The 20,308-nt window shown below is 75.7% G+C and carries 14 protein-coding genes; 6 read left to right on the top strand and 8 right to left on the bottom strand.

The genetic code is table 11. The annotated features are described in order from the left end of the window. Positions 1–164: 164 nt before the first annotated feature. Complete coding sequence (locus tag V6U89_RS21825; RefSeq protein WP_334573199.1) at positions 165–1,736, bottom strand: leucyl aminopeptidase; 1,572 nt, start codon at positions 1,734–1,736, stop codon at positions 165–167. A 163-nt stretch (positions 1,737–1,899) separates the two neighbouring features. On the opposite strand from V6U89_RS21825, the gene gcvT reads away from it, so the two are divergent. After that, positions 1,900–3,030: a glycine cleavage system aminomethyltransferase GcvT gene (gene gcvT, locus V6U89_RS21820; protein ID WP_334573198.1), complete on the top strand. Its 1,131-nt coding sequence runs from the start codon at positions 1,900–1,902 to the stop codon at positions 3,028–3,030. A 94-nt stretch (positions 3,031–3,124) separates the two neighbouring features. Here gcvT and V6U89_RS21815 read toward each other — a convergent pair whose 3' ends face one another. From V6U89_RS21815 to V6U89_RS30235, 4 genes are all read right to left on the bottom strand, one after another. Further along, complete coding sequence (locus V6U89_RS21815) at positions 3,125–4,414, bottom strand: DUF2314 domain-containing protein (RefSeq protein WP_334573197.1); 1,290 nt, start codon at positions 4,412–4,414, stop codon at positions 3,125–3,127. A gap of 65 nt (positions 4,415–4,479) precedes the next feature. Continuing rightward, a complete protein-coding gene (gene cobS, locus V6U89_RS21810; protein WP_334573196.1) occupies positions 4,480–5,253 on the bottom strand; it encodes an adenosylcobinamide-GDP ribazoletransferase in 774 nt (257 codons plus the stop codon). Continuing rightward, positions 5,243–7,141: a bifunctional adenosylcobinamide kinase/adenosylcobinamide-phosphate guanylyltransferase gene (locus tag V6U89_RS21805; RefSeq protein WP_334573195.1), complete on the bottom strand. Its 1,899-nt coding sequence runs from the start codon at positions 7,139–7,141 to the stop codon at positions 5,243–5,245. The genes cobS and V6U89_RS21805 overlap by 11 nt, the downstream gene beginning before the upstream one ends. A gap of 48 nt (positions 7,142–7,189) precedes the next feature. Beyond that, complete coding sequence (locus V6U89_RS30235; protein WP_442933967.1) at positions 7,190–9,166, bottom strand: protein kinase domain-containing protein; 1,977 nt, start codon at positions 9,164–9,166, stop codon at positions 7,190–7,192. A gap of 146 nt (positions 9,167–9,312) precedes the next feature. On the opposite strand from V6U89_RS30235, the gene V6U89_RS21795 reads away from it, so the two are divergent. After that, complete coding sequence (locus V6U89_RS21795) at positions 9,313–9,513, top strand: hypothetical protein (protein ID WP_088961023.1); 201 nt, start codon at positions 9,313–9,315, stop codon at positions 9,511–9,513. Further along, the gene (locus tag V6U89_RS21790; protein ID WP_334573194.1) at positions 9,513–10,313 is read left to right on the top strand and encodes a site-2 protease family protein; all 801 of its coding nucleotides are present in this window, start codon (positions 9,513–9,515) and stop codon (positions 10,311–10,313) included. Before V6U89_RS21795 ends, V6U89_RS21790 begins: the two co-directional genes overlap by 1 nt. Positions 10,314–10,372: 59 nt before the next feature. On the opposite strand, the gene V6U89_RS21785 is transcribed toward V6U89_RS21790, so the two are convergent. Then, on the bottom strand, positions 10,373–11,371 hold the full coding sequence (locus V6U89_RS21785) for an aldo/keto reductase family protein (RefSeq protein ID WP_334573193.1): 999 nt from the start codon (positions 11,369–11,371) through the stop codon (positions 10,373–10,375). A gap of 59 nt (positions 11,372–11,430) precedes the next feature. Beyond that, positions 11,431–16,122 carry a WG repeat-containing protein gene (locus tag V6U89_RS21780; RefSeq protein ID WP_334573192.1) on the bottom strand — a complete coding sequence of 1,564 codons (4,692 nt, stop codon included), beginning with the start codon at positions 16,120–16,122 and terminating at the stop codon, positions 11,431–11,433. A 161-nt stretch (positions 16,123–16,283) separates the two neighbouring features. Between V6U89_RS21780 and V6U89_RS21775 the strand changes: the two genes are divergently transcribed. Both V6U89_RS21775 and V6U89_RS21770 read left to right on the top strand, forming a co-directional pair. Then, positions 16,284–17,135 (top strand): ABC transporter permease, encoded by an 852-nt coding sequence (locus tag V6U89_RS21775; RefSeq protein ID WP_442933966.1) that lies wholly within the window; start codon positions 16,284–16,286, stop codon positions 17,133–17,135. Then, positions 17,128–17,940 carry an ABC transporter permease gene (locus tag V6U89_RS21770; RefSeq protein ID WP_334573190.1) on the top strand — a complete coding sequence of 271 codons (813 nt, stop codon included), beginning with the start codon at positions 17,128–17,130 and terminating at the stop codon, positions 17,938–17,940. The genes V6U89_RS21775 and V6U89_RS21770 overlap by 8 nt, the downstream gene beginning before the upstream one ends. Before the next feature lie 119 nt (positions 17,941–18,059). On the opposite strand, the gene V6U89_RS21765 is transcribed toward V6U89_RS21770, so the two are convergent. Further along, entirely contained in the window at positions 18,060–19,166 is a 1,107-nt protein-coding gene (locus V6U89_RS21765) for an RNA-guided endonuclease InsQ/TnpB family protein (protein ID WP_334573189.1), read from the bottom strand. A 94-nt stretch (positions 19,167–19,260) separates the two neighbouring features. Here V6U89_RS21765 and V6U89_RS21760 point away from each other — a divergent pair, with 94 nt between their 5' ends. After that, complete coding sequence (locus tag V6U89_RS21760; protein ID WP_334573188.1) at positions 19,261–20,247, top strand: ABC transporter ATP-binding protein; 987 nt, start codon at positions 19,261–19,263, stop codon at positions 20,245–20,247. The last annotated feature ends 61 nt before the right edge of the window (positions 20,248–20,308 follow it).

Genomic DNA, 20,308 nt, shown 5'->3' with positions numbered 1-20,308 from the left:
GCACTTTCACGGAAAGCGTGGCTGTTCCGCGCCGGATAGCCACGCTTTCTCGGAAAGTGCGCGGATTTCGGGCGGGGTGTGGGGTGTGGGGTGGGCCGGGTGGGAATGCGGCGGGGCGCCTCCCGGGTGGGGGAGGCGCCCCGATCGTGGGGTGCGGGTGGGGGTCAGCCGTTGGCGGCCACGTCCTCGACGAGCTGCACGAGGGTGCGGACCGGGACGCCGGTGCCGCCCTTCGTCCAGTAGCCGGTCGCCTCGCCCGAGTGGTAGCCCGGGCCGGCGATGTCGATGTGCGCCCAGGCCACGTCCTCGGTGACGAACTCGCGCAGGAACACGCCGCCCTGCAGCATGTGCCCGGCCCGGTCCATGCCGGCGTTGACCTGGGAGATGTCCGCGACGTCGGAGTCCATGCCCTTGCGCACGTCGTCCGGCAGCGGCATCGGCCAGGCCGGCTCGCCGACGGACTCGCCGACGCTCCTGACCCGCTCGCACAGCTCCGGGGTGCCCATCACGCCGGCGATCCTCTTGCCCAGCGCGATGACCTGCCCACCGGTGAGGGTGGACGTCTCGAAGAGGTAGTCGGTGCCGTCCGCGCAGGCCCGCGCCATCGCGTCGCCCAGGATCATGCGGCCCTCGGCGTCGGTGTTGAGCACCTCGACCTTCTTGCCGTTGAACATGGTGATCACGTCACCCGGCCGGTAGCTGGTGCCCGACGGCATGTTCTCCGCCATCGGCAGGTACGCGGTCACCGCCACCGACGGCTTGACCGCGGCGATCGCCAGCATCGCGGCGCCGACGGCGGCCGCCCCGGCCATGTCCGACTTCATCTCCCACATGCCCTGCGCCGGCTTGATCGAGATGCCGCCGGTGTCGAAGGTGATGCCCTTGCCGACCAGCGCCACCCGCTTGCCGCTGCCGCCACCCGACGGGGTGTACGTGAGCTTGACCAGGCGCGGCGGGGCCTCCGAGCCCTGCCCGACGGCGACGATGCCGCCGTACCCGCCGGCGCGCAGCGCCTCCTCGTCCAGCACCTCGACGCCGAGCCCGGCCGCGCGGGCGGCCGTCGCGACGGCCTCGGCGAAGGCCGGCGGACGCAGCTCGTTCGGGGCGGTGTTCACCCAGTCCCGGCTGGTACGCACCGCGCCGGCCACCGCGGTGGCCCGGTCGATCTCGCCCCGGGCGGTCCCGTCGCCGGCGTCCGGCACGGAGATCAGCACCTCGGCCACCGGCGTGCGCCGGGTCGGCTGCGGCTTGGTCTTGTAGCCGGCGAACCGGTAGCCGCCGAGCAGCGCGCCCTCGGCGACCGCGCGCAGCGCGGCCGGGGCGTCGGCGTCGTCGGGCAGCGGCATGCTGAGCGCCACCCGGGGCGCGCCGGCGAGCGCCCGGACGACGGCGCCGGCGGCCCGGCGCAGCGTCTCCGGGGCCGGGGCGGCACCGGTCGGCTCGGGGCCGAGCCCGACCGCGGCGACGATCGGCGCGGTGACCGTGCCCAGCGTGGCCAGCTTGGTCACCTCGCCCGGAGCGCCGGTCGCGCCGAGCAGCGCCAGTGTCTCGGTCAGCTTGCCGTCGAAGGCGGCGGCGATGCTCTCCGCGCCACTGGCGAGCAGCAGGGTGCCGGCGAGGCCGCTGGTGGCGTCCTGCTCTCCGGTCTGGCTGTGCACGCCGATCACGATCGCGTCGACGGCAAGCTCGGCGGGGTCGGTGTCGACCAGGCTCAGGGTGGTGCTGGGCGATGTCACTGAAGCTACTCCGGGCGGGCCGGGCCGGTCGCGTCGTCGCGTACCGGCGATGAAGGTCTCCGGCGGAACCTACCCGCCGGAAGCTTGGCTGTCCCGCCGTTGGTGGTCGCGGCGGGTCCCGCCGATGCTAACCAGCGGCGGGTACCCCGGTAAGTTGCCACCCATGACGGACGTGACCTCCGACGCCGCCGCGACCCGGCTGCGCCGTTCCCCGCTGCACGAGCGGCACACCGCTCTCGGCGCCAAGTTCGCCCCCTTCGGGGGTTGGGAGATGCCGCTGGAGTACGCCGGCGGCGGTGTGCTGAAGGAACACACGGCGGTGCGGACCGCCGTGGGCGTCTTCGACGTCTCCCACCTGGGCAAGGCGCGGGTCACCGGGCCGGGTGCGGCGGACTTCGTCAACGCCTGCCTCAGCAACGACCTGGGCCGCATCGGCCCGGGCCGGGCGCAGTACACGCTCTGCTGCGACGACGCGACCGGCGGCGTGGTGGACGACATCATCGCCTACCTGCACGCCGACGACCACGTCTTCCTCATCCCGAACGCGGCGAACACCGCCGAGGTGGTGCGCCGGCTGCGCGCCGCCGCGCCGGCCGGGATCACCGTCACCGACGAGCACGAGGCGTACGCGGTGCTGGCCGTGCAGGGCCCGCGCTCGGCGGAGCTGCTCGGCGGGCTGGGCCTGCCGGTGGAGCACGGCTACATGAGCTTCTCCACCGCCGCCCTGGCCGGGGTGGAGCTGACCGTCTGCCGCACCGGCTACACCGGGGAACTGGGCTACGAGCTGGTGGTGCCGGCCGAGCACGCGGTCGCGGTCTGGGACGCGCTGTTCGCCGCCGGTGCGGCGGACGAGCTGCGGGCCTGCGGGCTGGCCGCCCGGGACACGCTGCGCACCGAGATGGGCTACCCGCTGCACGGGCAGGACCTGTCGCTGGAGATCACGCCGGTGCAGGCCCGCTCCGGCTGGGCGGTCGGCTGGGACAAGCCGGCGTTCTGGGGCCGCGACGCGCTGCTCGCCGAGAAGGCCGCCGGCCCGCGGCGTACGCTGCGCGGCCTGGAGGCCGTCGACCGGGCCATCCCGCGCCCCGGCATGACCGTCTACGCCGGCGACACCGAGCTCGGCACGATCACCAGCGGCACGTTCAGCCCGACGAAGAAGCAGGGCATCGCCCTGGCCCTGCTCGACACGGACGCCAAGCTCGCCGACGGCGACCTCGTCGAGGTCGACATCCGCGGCCGCCGCGCCCAGATGCGCGTCACCCGACCCCCCTTCGTAACGCCCTCGGTCAAGTAACCCCTCGCGTCAGCCTGTTGATCAAGAAGTTTGCGTCGGCCCGCGCAGCGGATCCGACGCAAACTTCTTGATCAAGAGGTCGCGGCGGGCGGGGTCAGGCGGTGGGGGGTTCGCCGGCGTCGAGGACGGCCTGGGTCCAGCCGCCCTCGATGACGCCGGTGCCGTCGAGGAGGGCCCAGTCGACCACGTCGGTGGCCTCGACCACGACGGGGGAGCCGATCCGGACGGTGGGGTCGGTGTTGGCGTCGCTGGCGCTGGCGCCGACGAGCCGCTCCGGCACCTCCCACGAGGTCACCCCGGCCCAGACGAACTCGGGGCCCTCGTCACCGGGCAGGCCGTACTTGACCACGAGTTGCGACTCGGGGGGCAGCTTGCCGGCGAGGAACCGGGCCCGGATGTCGTCCAGCCCGGCCCGGGCGGTGGCGATCGCCTTGCTCATCGCGTCACCGGGCCGGGCGTAGCGGACGTCGGGCTGGATGCCGGAGAAGAGCGTCGCGCAGGCGGCGGCGAAGTACTTCCCGGGCGGGCCCGGGTGCCCGGGCGGCGGGCGCAGGCTGAGGAACGAGTCGGCCTCCGGGTCGGTGGCCGGGTCCAGCTCCAGCCGCAGCAGCACCGGGGCCGTCGCGCCGTGCTGCTCCGGATTGCCGTACGCCACCGCGATGTCGTGGCCGGTCACCGTGGCCAGCACGGGGAGCTGCACGAACGCCGGCACCTCCTCGCCGGCCAGCCCGTCGGTCCAGTCCCGCAGCAGCCGCCGGGCGGCCCCGGTCATCACCGCGCCCCAGGCCCGGGTGAGGTGGTCCGGCACGCCCTGGGTCTGCAGCTCCAGCAGGCCGAATCGGCGTAGCCCCTTGGTGGTGAACCAGAGCCCCTCCGCGTCCGAGGAGTAGGGCACCAGCACCCAGTCGACCAGGCGTACCCGGCCCTCGGCGTCCGGCAGCGAGCGCAGCGCGGCCGCCGGGTCGAGGAACTGCAACCCGAACACGTCCACCACGTCGCCGTCGACGGACTCGGCGACCGCGGCGGCCACCGCGCGGGCCGCCCACTCGTGCGCCGGCGGCCAGCCCGGCCGGTACTCGGCCTGCACCACCACCAGGTGGCTGGCCGCGGCCAGCCGACCGAGCTGCGCCTCGGTGGCGCCGAACGCGGCGAGCAGGTCCGGCGGCAGCTGCGGGAACTCGTCGATCGACCGGGTGTCCACCGTCATCAGCGGGCTGTCCAGCATCTGCGTCGCCAGCCCGTGCACCGGCTCGGCCAGCCGGCCCTCCAGCGCCCGGACCGCCGTCTTCGGGCTCACCCGCGGCAGCCCCGCCATCGGCACCAGGTACGTCGCGCTCAGCGACTCCGGCACCGGGATGGGGAGGAAGTCGTCCGTGATGAGCAAGTCGTCCCCCGGAAGGCCGTGCCGGTGCTGTCGGGGCAAACGCTACCCGCCGCCCGGTGCCGCGTTCAGCCGGACAGCACCAGTCCCAGGTAGACCAGCGTGGTGACCACCTCGACGGCGGCGCCGAGCACGTCGCCGGTGACCCCGCCGAGCCGGCGTACCACGTGGCGCAGCAGCCCCACCGCGACGGCGAGCGCCGCCGCGACGGCGAGCGGCCCCTGCCACGGGCGGCCCGGCACCGCCGGCAGCGCCACCAGCGCGACGGCGACCGCGCCGACCGCCGGCGCCACCGGTCCCACCGTCCCGGCGACCAGCGCGCCCAGCCCCTCCGGCCGGGCCGCCGGCACCCCGCGCCGGCAGGCCACCGTCACCGCGAGCCGTCCCGCCGCCGTCGCGGCCACCACGCCCGCGAGCACCGCCGGCCACGACCGCCCCGCCAGCTCCGCGAGGGCCGCCGTCTGGAGCAGGAGTACGACCACCAGCGCGACCACCCCGAACGGCCCCACGTCCGGCTTCTTCATGATCTCCAGCGCCGCCGCCCCCCGCCGGTACGACCCCAGCGCGTCCACGGTGTCGGCCAGCCCGTCCAGGTGCAGCCCCCGGGTGAGCAGGGCGGCGCAGCCGACCGTCACCCCGGCGGCGACCAGCGGGGGAGCGAACGCGGTCAGGAGCAGCAGCACCGCGGCGAGCACCACGCCGAGCAGCGCCCCGACCAGCGGGGCGAGCGCCATCGCGGCGCCCGCCGTGGGACGGTCGATCCGGCCGGCGCGCACCGGCAGCGTGGTGAAGGTGGTCAGCGCCAGCCGCAGGCCGTCGGCGACCCGCGACTCAGCCGGCACGCCAGCCGGACGGGTCCGGCTCCGTGGTCGTCGGCCCCGGGCCGGCGGGCTCCGGCTCGCTGAAGTCGGGCTCGGTGCCGTCCGGCTCCACGGTGGTCGGGCCGGGGCCCGCCGGTTCCGGCTCGGCGAAGTCCGGCTCCTCGGAGTCGGGGTCCCCGCCGCCGAGCCGGGGGTGCGCCGGCAGCGCGGCGGCCAGCGCCAGTACCGAGCGCAGCAGCGGCAGCGCGGTCAGCGCGTTCGCCCCCTCGCCCAGGTCCAGCCGCAGGTCCAGCAGCGGGGTCAGGCCGAGCACGTCGGCGGCGAGCCGGACCGCCGGGTGGCGGCCGTGGTCGGCCAGCACGCACCAGTGCCGGGCCTGCCCGGCCAGGTCGCGGCTGATCATGCCCGCGGCCACGCCGACCGGGCCGTCGAGCATCACCGGCAGCCGGCGGGCGGTCGCGCCGAGCAGCACGCCGGTGGCCACCGCGATGTCGCCGCCGCCCAGCTCGGCCAGCACGTCCTTGGCGTCGCGCGGGGAGCGGCGGGTCCGGTGCAGCGCGTCCCGGACCGCCGCGCAGCGGGTCATCCAGGCCGCGTCGTCGATCTCGCCGCTGGCGGTGATCACCCGGCCGAGCACCGCCGGGGCCTCCGCGCCGGCCGTCGCCGCCAGCACCGCGGCGGCGGCCGCCTCCGTACCGGCGCCGCACGCTCCCAGCACCAGCAGCTGGACGCCCGCGTCGGCGGCCTCCTCGGCCAGCCGCCAGCCGTAGCGCAGGGCCGACTCGACGGCGGCGCCGGCCAGCGCCGGCTCCTGCTCCATCGGTGCCGAGGACGGGGTGTCCACCACCTGGAGGCTGGCGCCGTTCTCGCCGGCCAGCCGGGCCAGCGCGCCCCGGCCGGCCCGCGCCTGCCGGGCCCGCCGCGACGACTCGCCGGGGACCGTGCCGGCGGCGGCGCCGCCCTGGTGGTCTCCGTGCAGCAGCAGCACCCGCACGCTCGCCCACGGGGCCGGGGTCGCGGTGCCCTGGGTGGCGGCGGCGAACCCGACGACCCGTTCCAGCTCGCCGAACCCGGCCCCCGCCACGTCCAACGTGGCGAGCCGGTCGACGGCCTGCGGGCCGGCGTACTCGTCGGGCATGGGCAGCTCCATGCCGGGCTGGATGACCAGGCCGGTGGCGACCATCGGCAGCGCCATGGTCGGCGCCGCCCAGGCGGTCCCGTTGGTCTCCGCGGGCGCGGCGGGCGCGGCGGGTGCGGTCGGGGTCAGCACATCCGGCAGCGGCGCCTCGGCCGGCGCGGCGGCGGTCACGTCGTGGCGGGCCGGGCCGGCCTGGGCGGGCACCCCGGCCGCGCGCGGGGTGACGGCGGGCTTGAGCCAGGCCGGCTGGCCGGCGACCACCAGCACCACGGCGTCGCAGGCGTCCGCGACGGCCCGGTTCGCCGCCCCGAGCGCGTCGGTGAAGGCCCGACCCAGCGGGGTGGTCGGCACCAGCGACAGCCCCACCTCGGGGCTGACCAGCACGATCCGCGCCTCACTGGCACGCACCGCCGCGGCCAGTTCGGCGATGGTGGCCAGGTCGTCGGCGGGCTGGTGCGTCGGGTCGAGCAGCACCGTCACCCAGCCGCCCAGGTCGTCCACCAGCAGCGTCTCGTTCGGCCCGGCGGAGGCGATCACGTCGGCCAGCCGGCGCGGGTCGTCGGCGGTCTCCTCGGTGGTCCAGCTGCCCGGCCGGCGTTCCCGGTGCGCCGCCAGCCGGGCGGCCCACTCGGTGTCGTCCGGGTCCGCGTCCGCGGAGGTCGCCACGTAGCGCACCGTCGGGGCGTCACCCACCAGGGACTCGGCGAACTCCGACTTGCCCGAGCGGATACCGCCGAGCACCAGGACCGTGTTCCAGCCGTCAACGGACATGCCCGTACCTTAAAGCCGCCCGCGCCGCGGTCGCCGCCCGGCCCGGGCTCAGCCGCAGTGCTCGAATCCGCTGGTGTAGCTGGCGCCGCCGGTCGCCCCGCCCCACTTCACGCAGGCCCCACCGGCTCCGGCACGGACCGGGCCGGCGTAGTACTCGAACGCGCCGCTGTCCGTGGCGCGGGTCTTCCCCTGTACCTCCAGGAACGCGGACGCCGTGGTGCGCTCGCCGACCGCGGTCACCTTCATGGTGACCACGCAGTTGGCCTTGGCCGCCTCGTTCCACAGCAGGTAGACCCTGCCCCGCCGGACCCCGTTCGCGGTCAACGAGGCGGAGTCGATCACCTGGTAGCCGCTGCCGCAGACCTGGGCCGGGGTGTACGGGTTGGTCCGCGCCGGCGGGGTGGCGGTCGTCCCCGGCTGCGCAGCGGAGGTGGTGGGGGACGCGCTCGGTCCCGGGCCCGTCGTGCCGGTCGACGCGGCGGTCGGCGTCGCCGAGGCCGACCGGGAGCCGGTGGCGCTCGCGCTGGGCCTCGGCTTCCCGCCCCGGGTGCTGACGCTCGGACCCGGCAGCACCGGTGCCGCCGACTCCGACTCCGCGGTCAGCGCCGGACCGCCCCGGGCGGGCTCGTCCGGCTGGAGCGCCACCACCGCGGCCACGGCGGCCAGCACCGCCACCACCCCGCCCGCCGCGCCGGCCAGGGCGAGCCGGCGCCGTCGGCCCGCGCCGCCGGCCCGGTCCTCCCGGGTCGGGGTGCCCTCCGGTGCGGCGTACCGGCTGGGGTAGCCGGCGGGCGGGGTCGCCTGCTGGCCGGCCACCACGGCCGGGTACCGCCCGCCCGGATACGGCTGCCCGGGGGCCGGCAAGGGCGCGCCAGCCGGGTGCCCGGTCGGAGCGGGTACGCCTCCCGGTGTGGCGGGTGGGCCGCTCTGCTGCCACTGCGGCGCCACGGTCCCGGGGCCGGTGGGCGGGGTGGCGGCCGCAGCGGAAAGCGCCCCGGGCCCCGCGCCGGACGGCGTCGGTCCGGCCGGAAGTGATCCCATGCCGGTCCCCGCGCCGGTGTCCCGCGGCCCGGCGGACGCCGCCCCCGCCGGGTCGCCCGCCGGCCCGGTCGGCGTCGTCGGCCCGGTCGGCGTCGGCAGGGCCGGACCCGCCAGCGCCCACGGCGGACGCGGCGGCACCCGCAGCACGGCCAGCGTGGCGTCCCGGGCGTCCAGGGCGGCATCGGCCAGGGCGGCGGCGCTGGGCCAGCGGTCACCGGGGCTCTTGGCCAGGGCACGCGCGACCACCTCGGCCACCGCCGGCGGGGTGCCCGACGGCAGCGGCGCCGGCTCCTCCTGGGCGTGCCGCAGCGCGACCTGCAACGGGTTCTCCCCGACGAACGGCGGCTGCCCGGTCAGGCAGTAGTAGGCGACCGCCCCGAGCGCGTAGACGTCGGTGGCCGCCGAGACCGGCTGACCCACCGCCTGCTCCGGTGACATGTACGAGGCCGTGCCGAGCACCATGTGCGCGGCGGTCAGCGAGGCCATCGTGCTGGACCGGGCGATGCCGAAGTCGACCAGCACCACCGTCCCGTCCCGCTTCACCAGCAGGTTGCCCGGCTTGACGTCCCGGTGCACGATGCCGGCGGTGTGCGCGGCGTGCAGCGCGGCGGCGGCCTGCGCCACCACCGACATGGTCGACGTCGGGTCGAGCCGGCCGGCGCGCCGGATCCAGGTGACCAGCGGCTCGCCGTCGACGTACTCCATCACCAGGTAGCTGACCTGGCTGCCGTCGGCCAGCGTCGCCGAGCCGAAGTCGTGCACCGCGACGATGCCCGGGTGCCGCAGGGCCGCCATCATCCGGGCCTCGGCGTGGAACCGGCTGGTGAACTCCGGGTCCTCCACCAGCGCCGGGAGCAGCACCTTCACCGCCACCTCGCGGTCCAGCAGGGTGTCGACACACCGCCAGACCGCGCCCATGCCGCCGGTCGCCACCCGTTCGCCCAGCCGGTACCGGTTGCTGAGCACCACTCCTTGAGTCAGCACCGCGCCACCGTACCGGCCCGGGACACTCATGGTGATCACCGGCCGGGCGCCGCCGGGGGTGAGCGTCGGGCCGGCGCGCGGACGGCCGACTACGCTTGCGGGGGTCCGTCCCCGGGGGACGGTGTAGCGGCGAGGGGAGACGCGGCATGGCGTGGAGCTGGCGGTACGAGGGCGCGAACGGCGCGTCGGTCGATGGACCGGCGGAGTCGTTCGGCAGTCAGGCGGACGCCGAATCGTGGATCGGCCAGACCTGGCGGGAGCTCGCGGCGTCCGGCGTCACATCGGTCGCGCTCGTGGAGGACGACCGGGTGGAGTACCGGATGAGCCTGCTCCCGACGGCGGAGTGATGGGCTACGACCGCCCGGGCGGCGAGCCGCTGGTGCTCGGCGTGCCCCGGGCGGCGTTCCGGCCCAGCCCGGTCTTCCTGGCCCTGGTCGCGCTCTTCGTGGCCAGCGGGGTGATGGCCTGGAACCGGTTCGGCAACGTGAAGTTCGACGTGTTCCTCTTCGTGGTCTCGGGCTGGCTGGTCTCACTCTGCCTGCACGAGTACGCCCACGCGGTGGTCGCGTTCCGGGCCGGCGACCGGGACATCGCCCACCGGGGCTACCTGACGTTGAACCCGTTCAAGTACACCCACCCGCTGCTGTCGATCGTGCTGCCGGTGGTGGTGGTGCTGCTCGGCGGCATCGGCCTGCCCGGCGGCGCGGTCTGGGTGGACCGGCACGCGATCCCGGGCCGGCTGCGGCACACCCTGGTCAGCCTCGCCGGCCCGGCCACCAACGTGCTGTTCACGCTGCTGCTGGTGGCGGCGCTGCGGATCGGCACGGGCACCCTCGGCGGGCCGATCGAGTTCTGGGCCGGGGTGGCGCTGCTGGCGTTCCTCCAGCTCACCGCGAGCGTGCTCAACCTGCTCCCGGTGCCCGGCCTGGACGGCGGCAACATGATCCAGCCCTGGCTGAACCCGCAGTGGCGGCGGATGTACGACATGTTCGCCCCGTACGGATTCATCCTGCTCTTCGCGCTGCTGTGGAACCCGCGCATCGGTGGCTGGTTCTTCGACGCGGTCTTCGCGATCGGCGACCTGCTCGGCCTGCCGAGCTGGCTCTACGGCCTGGGGCTGGACCTGATCCGCTTCTGGCAGGGCTGAGTCCGCCGAGCCGCCGCGCAGCGGCGGGGCGGCTCCCGGTCGGCGTACCCGGGGGAGCGTCACGGCCGCTGGGCCGGGCTCTCGGTCTTCGCCGCGTCCCGCTCGGTGACCGGCTCGACGATCTCGTCGATCGCCTTGAGCAGGTCGGCGTCGAGCTTCACGCCGGCCGCCTTGACGTTGTCGTGCACCTGCTCGGGGCGGGACGCCCCGACGATCGCCGACGAGACGTTCGGGTTCTGCAGCACCCAGGCGATGGCGAGCTGCGGCATGGTCAGCCCGGCCTGCTCGGCCAGCGGCTTGAGCCGCTGCACCCGGGTCAGCACCTCGTCGGTCAGCCACTGGGCGATGAACCCGGCGCCGGACTTCTCGTCCGTGGCGCGGGAGCCGGCCGGCGGCGGCTGGCCCGGCAGGTACTTGCCGGAGAGCACACCCTGGGCCATCGGCGACCAGACGATCTGCCCGATGCCCAGCTCCTCGCTGGTGGGGACGACCTCGGTCTCGATGACCCGCCAGAGCATCGAGTACTGCGGCTGGTTGGACACCAGCGGGATGCGCAGCTCGCGGGCGAGCTGGTGGGCCTCGCGGATCTGCGAGGCCTTCCACTCCGAGACGCCGATGTAGTGCGCCTTGCCGGCGTGCACGATGTCGGCGAACGCCGACATCGTCTCCTCCAGCGGGGTGCTGTAGTCGTACCGGTGGGCCTGGTAGAGGTCCACGTAGTCGGTGCGCAGCCGGCGCAGCGAGCCGTCGATCGACTCCATGATGTGCTTGCGGGACAGGCCCCGGTCGTTGCGGCCCGGCCCGGTCGGCCAGTAGACCTTGGTGAACACCTCGAGGCCCGCACGGCGCTCGCCCGCGAGGGCCTTGCCGAGCACCTCCTCGGCGCGGGTGCCGGCATAGACGTCGGCGGTGTCGAAGGTGGTGATGCCGGTGTCCAGGGCGGCGCGGACGCAGGCCAGCGCCGCGTCCTCCTCGACCTGCGACCCGTGGGTGATCCAGTTGCCGTACGAGATCTCGCTGACCATCAGGCCGGAACGGCCCAGGTGTCGGAATTCCATGCCCCCGACCCTAGTCCGCTCCGATCATGACCACCCGGACGGCGCGGCGGCGGGGTGGTTCAGAGCACCGGATGCGCGTCGGTCAGCAGCAGGTCGATCTCGGCGAGCACCGCGTCCGGGCCGGGGTGCACCGGGTCGATGAGCGGCTCGCCGCGCCGGTCCAGCGCGCCCCACCGGCCGGTGCGGTCGTTGGCCAGGAACGCCACCGGGTGGATCACCAGCTCCGGGTGGGCCGGCGCGACCAGCACCCGGCCGGTGCGGTCCACCACACCCCGGAAGCCGCCCAGTTCCACCACGGCCAGCCCCTCGTCGGTGAAGCCGTCGAGCCGGCGGCCGTCGGCCAGCGCGGTGCGGAAGCCGTGATAGCGGGTGGGGACGACCAGCCGGCCGTTGCGGTCCACCGCGCCCCAGCCGCCCCGGCGCACCGCGGCGACCCCGGCGGTGAACGGCCGGGCGTCCTCGAAGCCCGCCGGCACCACCACGGTGTCCTCGGAGTCGATCGCCATCCAGTCCGCCTCGCCGCCGCGCGAGACCCAGGCCAGGCCGTCGGAGAAGGCCCGCACCGCCGCGTACGAGGGGCCGATCAGGGTGCTGCCGGCCTCGTCGATCAGCTCCCAGCCCGGCGTGTCCGGGCGGCGTACCCAGGCCAGGCCCTCGCGGAACGGCTGCGCCTCGGCGTACCGGTAGTCGAGGACCAGCTCACCGTCGGCGTCCGCGTACCCCCACCGGCCCAGGCCGCCGTCGAGCGTGGGCACCGGGGACTTGCGCCCGCGCAGCACCTCCTCCCGGCTGCGGGGGTACGGCCCGAAGCCGCCCCGGGCGGTGGCCCGGGTGTGCACCGCGTCCAGGCAGACCCGGATCCGCTCGGTCAGCTCCGGGTCGTCGGCCCGGCGCAGGTCCAGGGCGCGCTCGAAGTGCTCGCAGGCCTCCATCAGCCGGCCCTGGTCGTAGCAGGAGCGGCCGGCGTGCTCGTGCAGCGCCGCCCGCAGCCGGTCCGGCAGCTCGGCCGAGTTGGCTTCGGCGAAGAGCCGGTCCGCCTCGGCGAACTCGCCCTTGCAGCGCAGCACCTCCGCCAGCCGGGCCCGGGCCAGCGCGGTACGCCGCAGCTCGCCGGTCGCCTCCGCGTAGGTGAGGGCGAGCCGGCCGTCGGCGAGCGCGTCGTCCAGGTCGTGGACGACCCGGGAGACCACCGCGCGCAGGCTGAGCAGCCGCGCCCGGGCCCGGTTGTCCAGGGACGCGCCGAGCTTCTCGGTCAGCCGCCGGCGCAGCGCCCGCAGCTCGTCGGCGTCGTCGACGACCTCGCGCAGCGTCTCGGAATCCAGCCGCCACCGGTACGCGGCCAGGACCTGCTCCGGGTCGGCCGGCGGCTCGGCGGGCGCGGTGGGGGTGGTCTCCGGGGCGGGGGTCTCCGGGGCGGTGGTGGCCGGCGGCGTGGTCACGTCGGTCAGCGGGGTGGCCGTGTCGGCGGGCGGCGTCGTCGGGTCAGCCGGCGGCGTGGCCGCGACGGCGGGATCCGGGTCGGGTGCCGTGGCGGTGGTGGCGGCGACCGGGGGAATCGGAACGAGCCCGGCGGGCTGCTCCGGTGCGGTGGCGGGCGGCGTCGACGCCTCGGGCGAGGTCGGTCCCGCGCCGGTCGGCGACGGCGGAGCCGACACCGGATCGACGGGCTCCTCGGCGGTGTCGGCCCCGGGCGGCGCGGACTCCGGTTCGCCGGACGGGGCCTCGGCCACGGACGACGGGACGTGCGGCGCAGGCGGGGCGGACTGCTCGGGCGGGCCGGCCGGCGGTGCGGAGACGGGTCGGGTCGACGTGCTGACGGCCTCCGGTCCGACCGTTGCGGCCGGATCGGGCTCGGCCGGTGGGGCGGTGACCGGCGGGGCCGGTTCGGGGCCGTCGGGCGCGAGAGATCCGGCGGTCCCCGCCGCCGTGTCCCCGACCGGAGGCTCCAGGGTGTCGGCCGGTGCCGCGGAGACAGGTCGGGCCCGATCCATGGCGTCGGCCGGCGGGGCGGAGACGGGCCGGGCCGGCTCCGTGCCGTCGGGTGCGTCCGACGGCACCGAGTGCGGCGGGACCGCCGCCGCGTCGTGGCGGGCTGCGGGGACCGGTGCCGGCGTGGACACCGGCGGGGCGGGTGACACGGGGACGGCCGGCTCCCCGGCCCTGGACGAGGCCGGCTCGGCGGAGGTCTCCGGCGCGGACGCCGTGGCCTTGGCCGACAGTGGTGCGGCAACCGCGTCGGCGGTGTCCCGCTCCGGCGTCGGAGCGGCGGGCTCGACCGGTGCGGTGGCCGGCTCGGAGACGGGCGCGACCGGAGCCGCCGCCGGTGCCGTGCCGTCGGACGCGGCCTGGTCGGCGACCGGCCGGAACGCCGGCGGCGCGGAGACCGGCCGGTACGGCTCGGCGTCCGGGGACCGCACGGGGGACCGCTCGTCCGAGGGGTGGGTGGCCTCGATCGGCTGCCGAGCCGCCGGCGCGGACGTGCCCGCCGTGCCGGACGGGGCGGACACCGGGCGGTCGTCGGCCTCGTCGTCCGGGTTGGGCCGGGCGGGGCGGAACCACGCCTCGGAACTGTTCGGCTCCGTGCTGCGGGCCACCGGTGGCACGGGAGCGGCGGGCTCCGGCGCCGGCGGGATGTAGCGGCGCGGCTTGTCCGGCGTGATCTCCAGGGACGGGCCGGCGGCCGACGGGCCCGCGCTCGCCGGGGTGGCCGGTGCGGGGGCCGGGCCGGCGGGCCGCTGCGGCGCGACCCGGGCCTCGGGCGGCCCGGAGACCGGCCGGTGGCCGACGGACGGTCCCGGCACGGGCTGGTGCCCGACGGGCGCTCCCGACACCGGACGCCGGTCGGGCGTCGGACCGGGCGTCGGCTGCTGGCCGGGGGACGGCCGGCCGTGCGCCGGCGGCACCCGGTCGTCGACGGGGTACCGGAATCCGGCACCGGGGGCACCGGAGACCGGTCGCCCCTCGGCCGGCGGCGCGGCGGCCGGCCGGTGGTCGGCCGGGCCGGGGCGCTGGGCGGTCGGGCCGGTGTCGCCGGGCGCGGTGGGGCGCGGCGCGCCCTCCTGGCCGGGCCGGAACTCCGGCCGTGGCCGGGCCGCCGGGGGCGACGAGATCGGCGCGTCCCGGTCCGGGCCGGGCGGGGCCGAGGTGGGCCGGTCGTCGCGGGTCCAGCCCGGTGAGCCGCCGGTGGCCGGCGGCGCGGGGCGCGGCGGACCGGAGACCGGGGGCATGGTCCCGGCGAAGGGCGGCGTGCCGGCGGCGCGGGGCGGGAACTGGTCCCGGCCGTGCGGGGCACGCGGGTCGGCGACCGGGCGGACGGGGGCGCCGGAGACCGGCGCGCCCGAGGTGGGGGCGGGGGAGACGGGTGTGGCCGACGCCGGGCCGCCGGAGGACGGCGCTCCGGAGACCGGCGCGGGAGAGACCGGACGCACCGGACCGTGGGCGGCGGGCCGCTCCTCGTGCCAGGAGGGGCGAGCCGGCCGCTGCTCCTGGTGCCGGCCGTATTCCGGGCCGGGCCCGCCCCGGCCGTCGCGGTCCGCGCCGGGCCGGCTCCACTGCTCGCGGTACGCCTCCGCGGGCGGTGTCGCCTCGCGCGGCCGGCGGTCCGGGTACGCCTCGGCGCGGGCGGCCGCCTCGCGCGACGGTCCCCGCTCCTCGGGGTGGCGGCGCTCGTCGTACCCGCGTTGCCAGCGCTCGTCCGATCCTCGCGACGGCGGGCGGTGCCCGTCGTCGTACCCGTTCGGCGCGGGCCGCTGTTCGGCGTACCCGTTCGCTGCGGGCCGCTGTTCGGCGTACCCGTTCGGGGTGGGGCGGTCCGCGTACCCGTTCGGTCCGGGTCGGTGGCCGGCGTGGTCGCGGGCGGGCGGGCGGGCGTCGTATCCGTGCGGCGGGCGCTCCTCGGGGCGCGCCGGGCGGCGCTCGTCCGGCTCGCGGTACCGGCCGGGGGCCTCCTGGTCGGGGCGGGTCCGCCGGTCGGCCGGGAACTGCTCGTGACCGTCCCGCCGGCGGCGGCGGTCGTCGGCCGGGCGGCGGTCGTCGGCCGGGCGGCGGTCGTACCCGGTGCCGGGCCGGCGCGCCGGCGGCGCCTCGTCGGGTTCGGGCACCCAGCCGGGCTCGACGCCACGGGCCGGCTCGTGCCTCGGCCCGGGGGAGACCGGGGCGACGCCCGGGGCGGGGCGCTGCGGACGGCCGTCGTACCGCTCGGGGGCGCCCCGGTCGCGGTGCCACGCCGCCTCGCGCGGCCGGTCGGCACCCTCGCGCGGCCGGTCGGCGACCTCACGGGGCCGGTCGGCGACCTCACGGGGCCGGTCGGCGACCTCGGGGTGGCGGTCGGCCCAGGCGGTACGGGCGGCGCGCGGGGCCGGGGCCTCCGGCTCCGGCCGGCGGCGCTCGCGCTGCCAGGTCAGGTCGGAGGCCGGCCGCCGGTACAGGTCGTCGTCGCGGCGGTACGCCTCGTCGGCGTGGGGCTGCTGTTCGGCGACGGGGTGGCCACCCCAGCGCGGCGGCTCCTCGTCGTGGTCGTCCCAGGACCGCCCGAGGTACGTCCCGTCGGGACGGGTCGGGGCGAGCGGCGGCACCTCGGCCCGGCCGACCACGGCGGCCCGCCCGCGCGGGGGCGGTGCCGGGAGATGCCGGGTGCCGATGTCGCCGGGGTAGCGCTGGCCGGGGAACTGCGGCTGCCACTCGGTGGTCGGCTCGACGACCCAGGAGGGCTCGGCCGGGTCCTGCCAGCGGTCGCGATAGCCGCCCGTCATCGAGGGCCCTCGTCGGCGCCCGTGCGGCGCGGCCCGATGCCCGGCTCGCGTCGCTCGCTCACGGCGGTGTCACCTCGTTGGAAATTGTCGTGCCGGGGCCTCCACCTGCCGGTAGAGTCGCCCGGCCCGGCACGGCATGGCTGCGGATGGAGGGTAACGGCGTGGGCTCGGTCACCGCCACTGTGGCACCGCCCACGGACTCAAACGTTATCCTATGGTTTCGGACATTCGGGGCGATATCCCGTGCCGGCTTCCGACGATACGCCACCTATCGGCAGGCCGCGCTGGCCGGTGCCGTCACCAACTCCGTCTTCGGGTTCCTGCACTGCTACGTGCTGCTCGCGGCGGCCGGGACCGCCGGCAGCGTCGGCGGGTACGACCGGGCCCAGCTCGCCACCTTCGTCTGGGTCGCGCAGGGTCTGCTGGCGGTGATCCTGCTCTGGGGCTGGACCGACCTGGCCGACCGGATCCGCACCGGTGACGTGGCCGGCGACCTGCTCCGCCCGGTGCACCCGGTGACCAGCTACCTCGCCACCGACCTCGGCCGCGCCGGGTACGCCGTGCTGGCCCGCTTCCTGCCGCCGCTGCTCGTCGGCCCGCTCTTCTTCGACGTGTACCTGCCCACCCGCTGGTCGACCCTGCCGCTCTTCGGCGTCTCCGTGGCCACCGCGCTGGTGCTCTGCTTCGGCTGCCGCTACCTGGTCAACGCCACCGCGTACTGGTTGCAGGACGTCCGTGGCCCGATGATCCTCTGGACGCTCGGTTCGGGGGTGCTGGCCGGGCTCTACTTCCCGCTGCGCTTCCTGCCCGAGCCGCTCCAGCTCGCCCTCTGGCTCGGCACCCCCTTCCCGAGCCTGCTGCAGACCCCGCTGGACGTGCTGGTCGAGCGGGACCCGCCGGTCACCCAGCTCGGGCTGGTCGCTCTCCAGCTCTGCTGGGCGGTGCTGATCCTGGCCGCCTGCCGGCTGGTGCAGCGCCGGGCCGAGCGGCGGCTGGTGGTGCAGGGTGGCTGAGGCGGGCGGCGCGGCCACCGCGTACCGGGCGCTGCTGCGGGCGCAGGCGCGGTCGCAGACGGCGTACCGGACGTCGTTCGTGGTGGACCTGCTGGGCAACGTCGGGGCCACCGTCTTCGACGTGGTCACCGTCCTGGTGCTCTACGGGGTGACCCACGAGCTGGGCGGCTTCACCCTTCCCGAGACGCTGGTGATGGTCGGCCTCTCCTCCTGCGCCTTCGCCACCGCCGACCTGCTGGTCGGCAACATCGAGCGGCTGCCCCGGTACGTGCGCACCGGGCTGCTCGACGCGGTGCTGCTGCGACCGCTCGGCGCGCTGCCCCAGCTGCTGCTGATGGACCTGCCGCTGCGCAAGCTGTCCCGGGCGCTGTTCGGCCTGGCCGTGCTGGTGGTGGCGCTGGCCACCGCACCGATCGACTGGACGCCCGGCCGGGTGGCGCTGGCCGTCGTCGCCCCGCTGGCCGGGGTGGTCTTCTTCGGCTCGCTCTTCGTGGCCACCGCCACCGTCTCGTTCTACTGGGTGGAGTCGGGGGAGCTGGCCAACTCGGTCACCTACGGTGGACGGGACTTCACCACGTACCCGGTCACGATCTTCGAGGGCTGGTTCCGCGCGGCCTTCGCGTACGGGCTGGGATTCGCCTTCGTCAGCTACCAGCCGGCGCTGGCGCTGCTCGGCCGGGCCGATCCGCTGGGCCTGCCGGCCTGGGCCGGCTGGGCCGCGCCCGGGGTCGCGCTGGTGGCCGCCGCCGGCGCGGCGGCGGCCTGGCGCGTCGGTGTCCGCCATTACCGGAGTACGGGATCTTGACGTCTTCCACCGCTCACAGGAGCGGGGATCCCCGGGATCACTCCCGAGGTTTCCTGCTTCGGCGAGCCGTGCCAGCGCCGTATGAACGGCTGAGGTCTCACCAGCTCTCGACAGGCGTTTCACCTCTCCGCCAGCCCGGCGGCGAGGATGTTTCGGGCAGCGTTGACGTCGCGATCATGAACGGCTCTGCATTCGCATGTCCACGAGCGCGTGCTCAAGGGCAAGGATTCCCTTACCCTGCCACAGGTCGAACACCTCTTCGACGATGGTTGCCAGCGACCGATGACGAGTACGCGGCGTCCGTACCAGTCTGCCTTGTACTCCAACATGCGGCGCATCTGCCACCACGCAGCGTCCGAGATCCCGCGTGCCAGTCTGTGGTTGCGTTTCATGTTCCGGATGCTGAGATCTTCGATCACGACTGTTTGGTTCTCGCGGACGAGTCGACTGGTCAGCTGGTGGAGATGGTCGCGACGTCGGTCCGCGATCCGGGTCTGGATTCTCGCCACCGAAAGGCGAGCCTTCAGTTGGTTGGCGGATCCGTGCTGTTTTCGCGAGAGACGGCGTTGGGCACGACCCAGTCGTCGCCGCTCGCGGCCTTCATGGCGTGGGTCGGCGATCTTCTCTCCGGTGGAAAGGGTCGCCAAGGTGGTCAGCCCCAGGTCCACACCGACGGCCTGAGTCGTTGGTGGAAGTGGCTGCAGGGACGAGTCTTCGACCAACAGCGAGACGAACCACCGTCCAGCACTGTCGCGAGACACTGTGACGGTCGAGGGCTCGGTTCCAGCCGGCAGCGAACGCGACCACACAACGTTCAGCGGTTGCTTCATCTTCGCCAGGGTCAGGTTTCCGTCCCGCCAACGAAACGCGGATCGGGTGTACTCCGCGGCGGCTCGAGACTTGCGCTTGGACTTGAAGCGCGGGTGTTGAGCCTTCTTCCTCAGGAAGGCGCTGAAGGTGGATTGCAGGTGGCGAAGCGCCTGCTGAAGGGGGACCGACGAAACCTCGTTGAGAAAGGTCAGGTCCGTCCTCTTCCACTGGGTGAGTTCGGCGGAGGTCTCGGTGTAACTCATCGTCCGGCCGTTGGCTCGCCGAAGGCGAATGCACTCTTCGAGTGCTCTATTGAAGACCAAGCGAACACAGCCAAGCGTCCGATTCAGCTGTTCGGCCTGTTCGGGCGTGGGATAGAAGCGGTACTTGAAGCTTCGCTTGATCGCCCGGCCCACAACGATCACTGTAGGGGTCAAGTGTGACAGTATCTCGGAAGGACATGCCGTTTCGCGCGATCCGCCTGGCGTCTGCGCAGTGTAAGGGCGGGTCATGAGCCTGGTGATCGACGCGCAGGGGCTGCGCAAGGAGTTCACGGTCCGGGTCAAGGTCGGCCGGCTGCGCCGCGAGAAGCGGACGGTCACCGCCGTCGACGGCGTGGACCTGCGGGTGGAGCGCGGCGAGACGCTCGGCTACATCGGCCCGAACGGGGCGGGCAAGTCCACCACCCTGAAGATGCTCACCGGCGTGCTGACTCCCTCCGCCGGGCAGGTACGCGTCTGCGGGCTGCGACCGGTCGCCCAGCGCACCCGGCTGGCCCTCGGCATCGGCGTGGTCTTCGGGCAGCGTTCCCAGCTCTGGTGGGACCTGCCGCTGCGCGACTCGCTCGACCTGCTCCGGCACGTCTACCGGGTGCCGGCAGGCGACCACGCGACCCGGCTGCGCCGCTGCCGCGCGCTGCTGGACCTCGACGAGTTCCTGGACACCCCGGTGCGGCAGCTCTCCCTCGGGCAGCGGATGCGCGGCGAACTGACCGCCGCCCTGCTGCACGGCCCGCGGGTGCTCTTCCTCGACGAGCCCACCATCGGCTTGGACGTGGTGAGCAAGCAGGCGGTCCGCGACTTCCTCGGCGAGCTGCGCCGGGCCGGCGACACCACGCTGGTGCTCACCACCCACGACCTGGCCGACATCGAGCGGCTCTGCCGCCGGCTCGTGGTGATCGACCACGGTCGGGTGGTGCACGACGGCTCGATCGCCGCCCTGCACAGCCGGTACGGCTCCCGCCGGATGGTGGTCGCCGAGCTGGACACCGCGCTGGCCACCCCGCCGACGCTGCCCGGCGCGCCGCTGGAACGGGTCGAGGCGGACGGGCGCCGGCTGGTCTACGCCTGCGAGTCGGCCGGTGCGGCGGAGGTGGTGGCCGGGCTGGCCGGTCTGGCCACGCTCCGCGACATCTCGATCGTCGAGCCGGACATCGAGGAGGTGGTGACCCGGCTCTACCGATCCCCGGCGAGCCGGGCGGCCCCGGTCAGCGGCTGAGCCGCCGACCGTCGAAGCCGGCACGGCTCCCCACGCCCGGCCAGCGGCCCGCCGCCTCAGC

Source organism: Micromonospora sp. CPCC 206171 (assembly GCF_036906755.1).
GTDB classification, from domain to species: domain Bacteria; phylum Actinomycetota; class Actinomycetes; order Mycobacteriales; family Micromonosporaceae; genus Micromonospora; species Micromonospora purpureochromogenes.
Note: the sequence above shows the minus strand (reverse complement) of the source record. Positions and strands in the feature narration are given on the sequence as shown.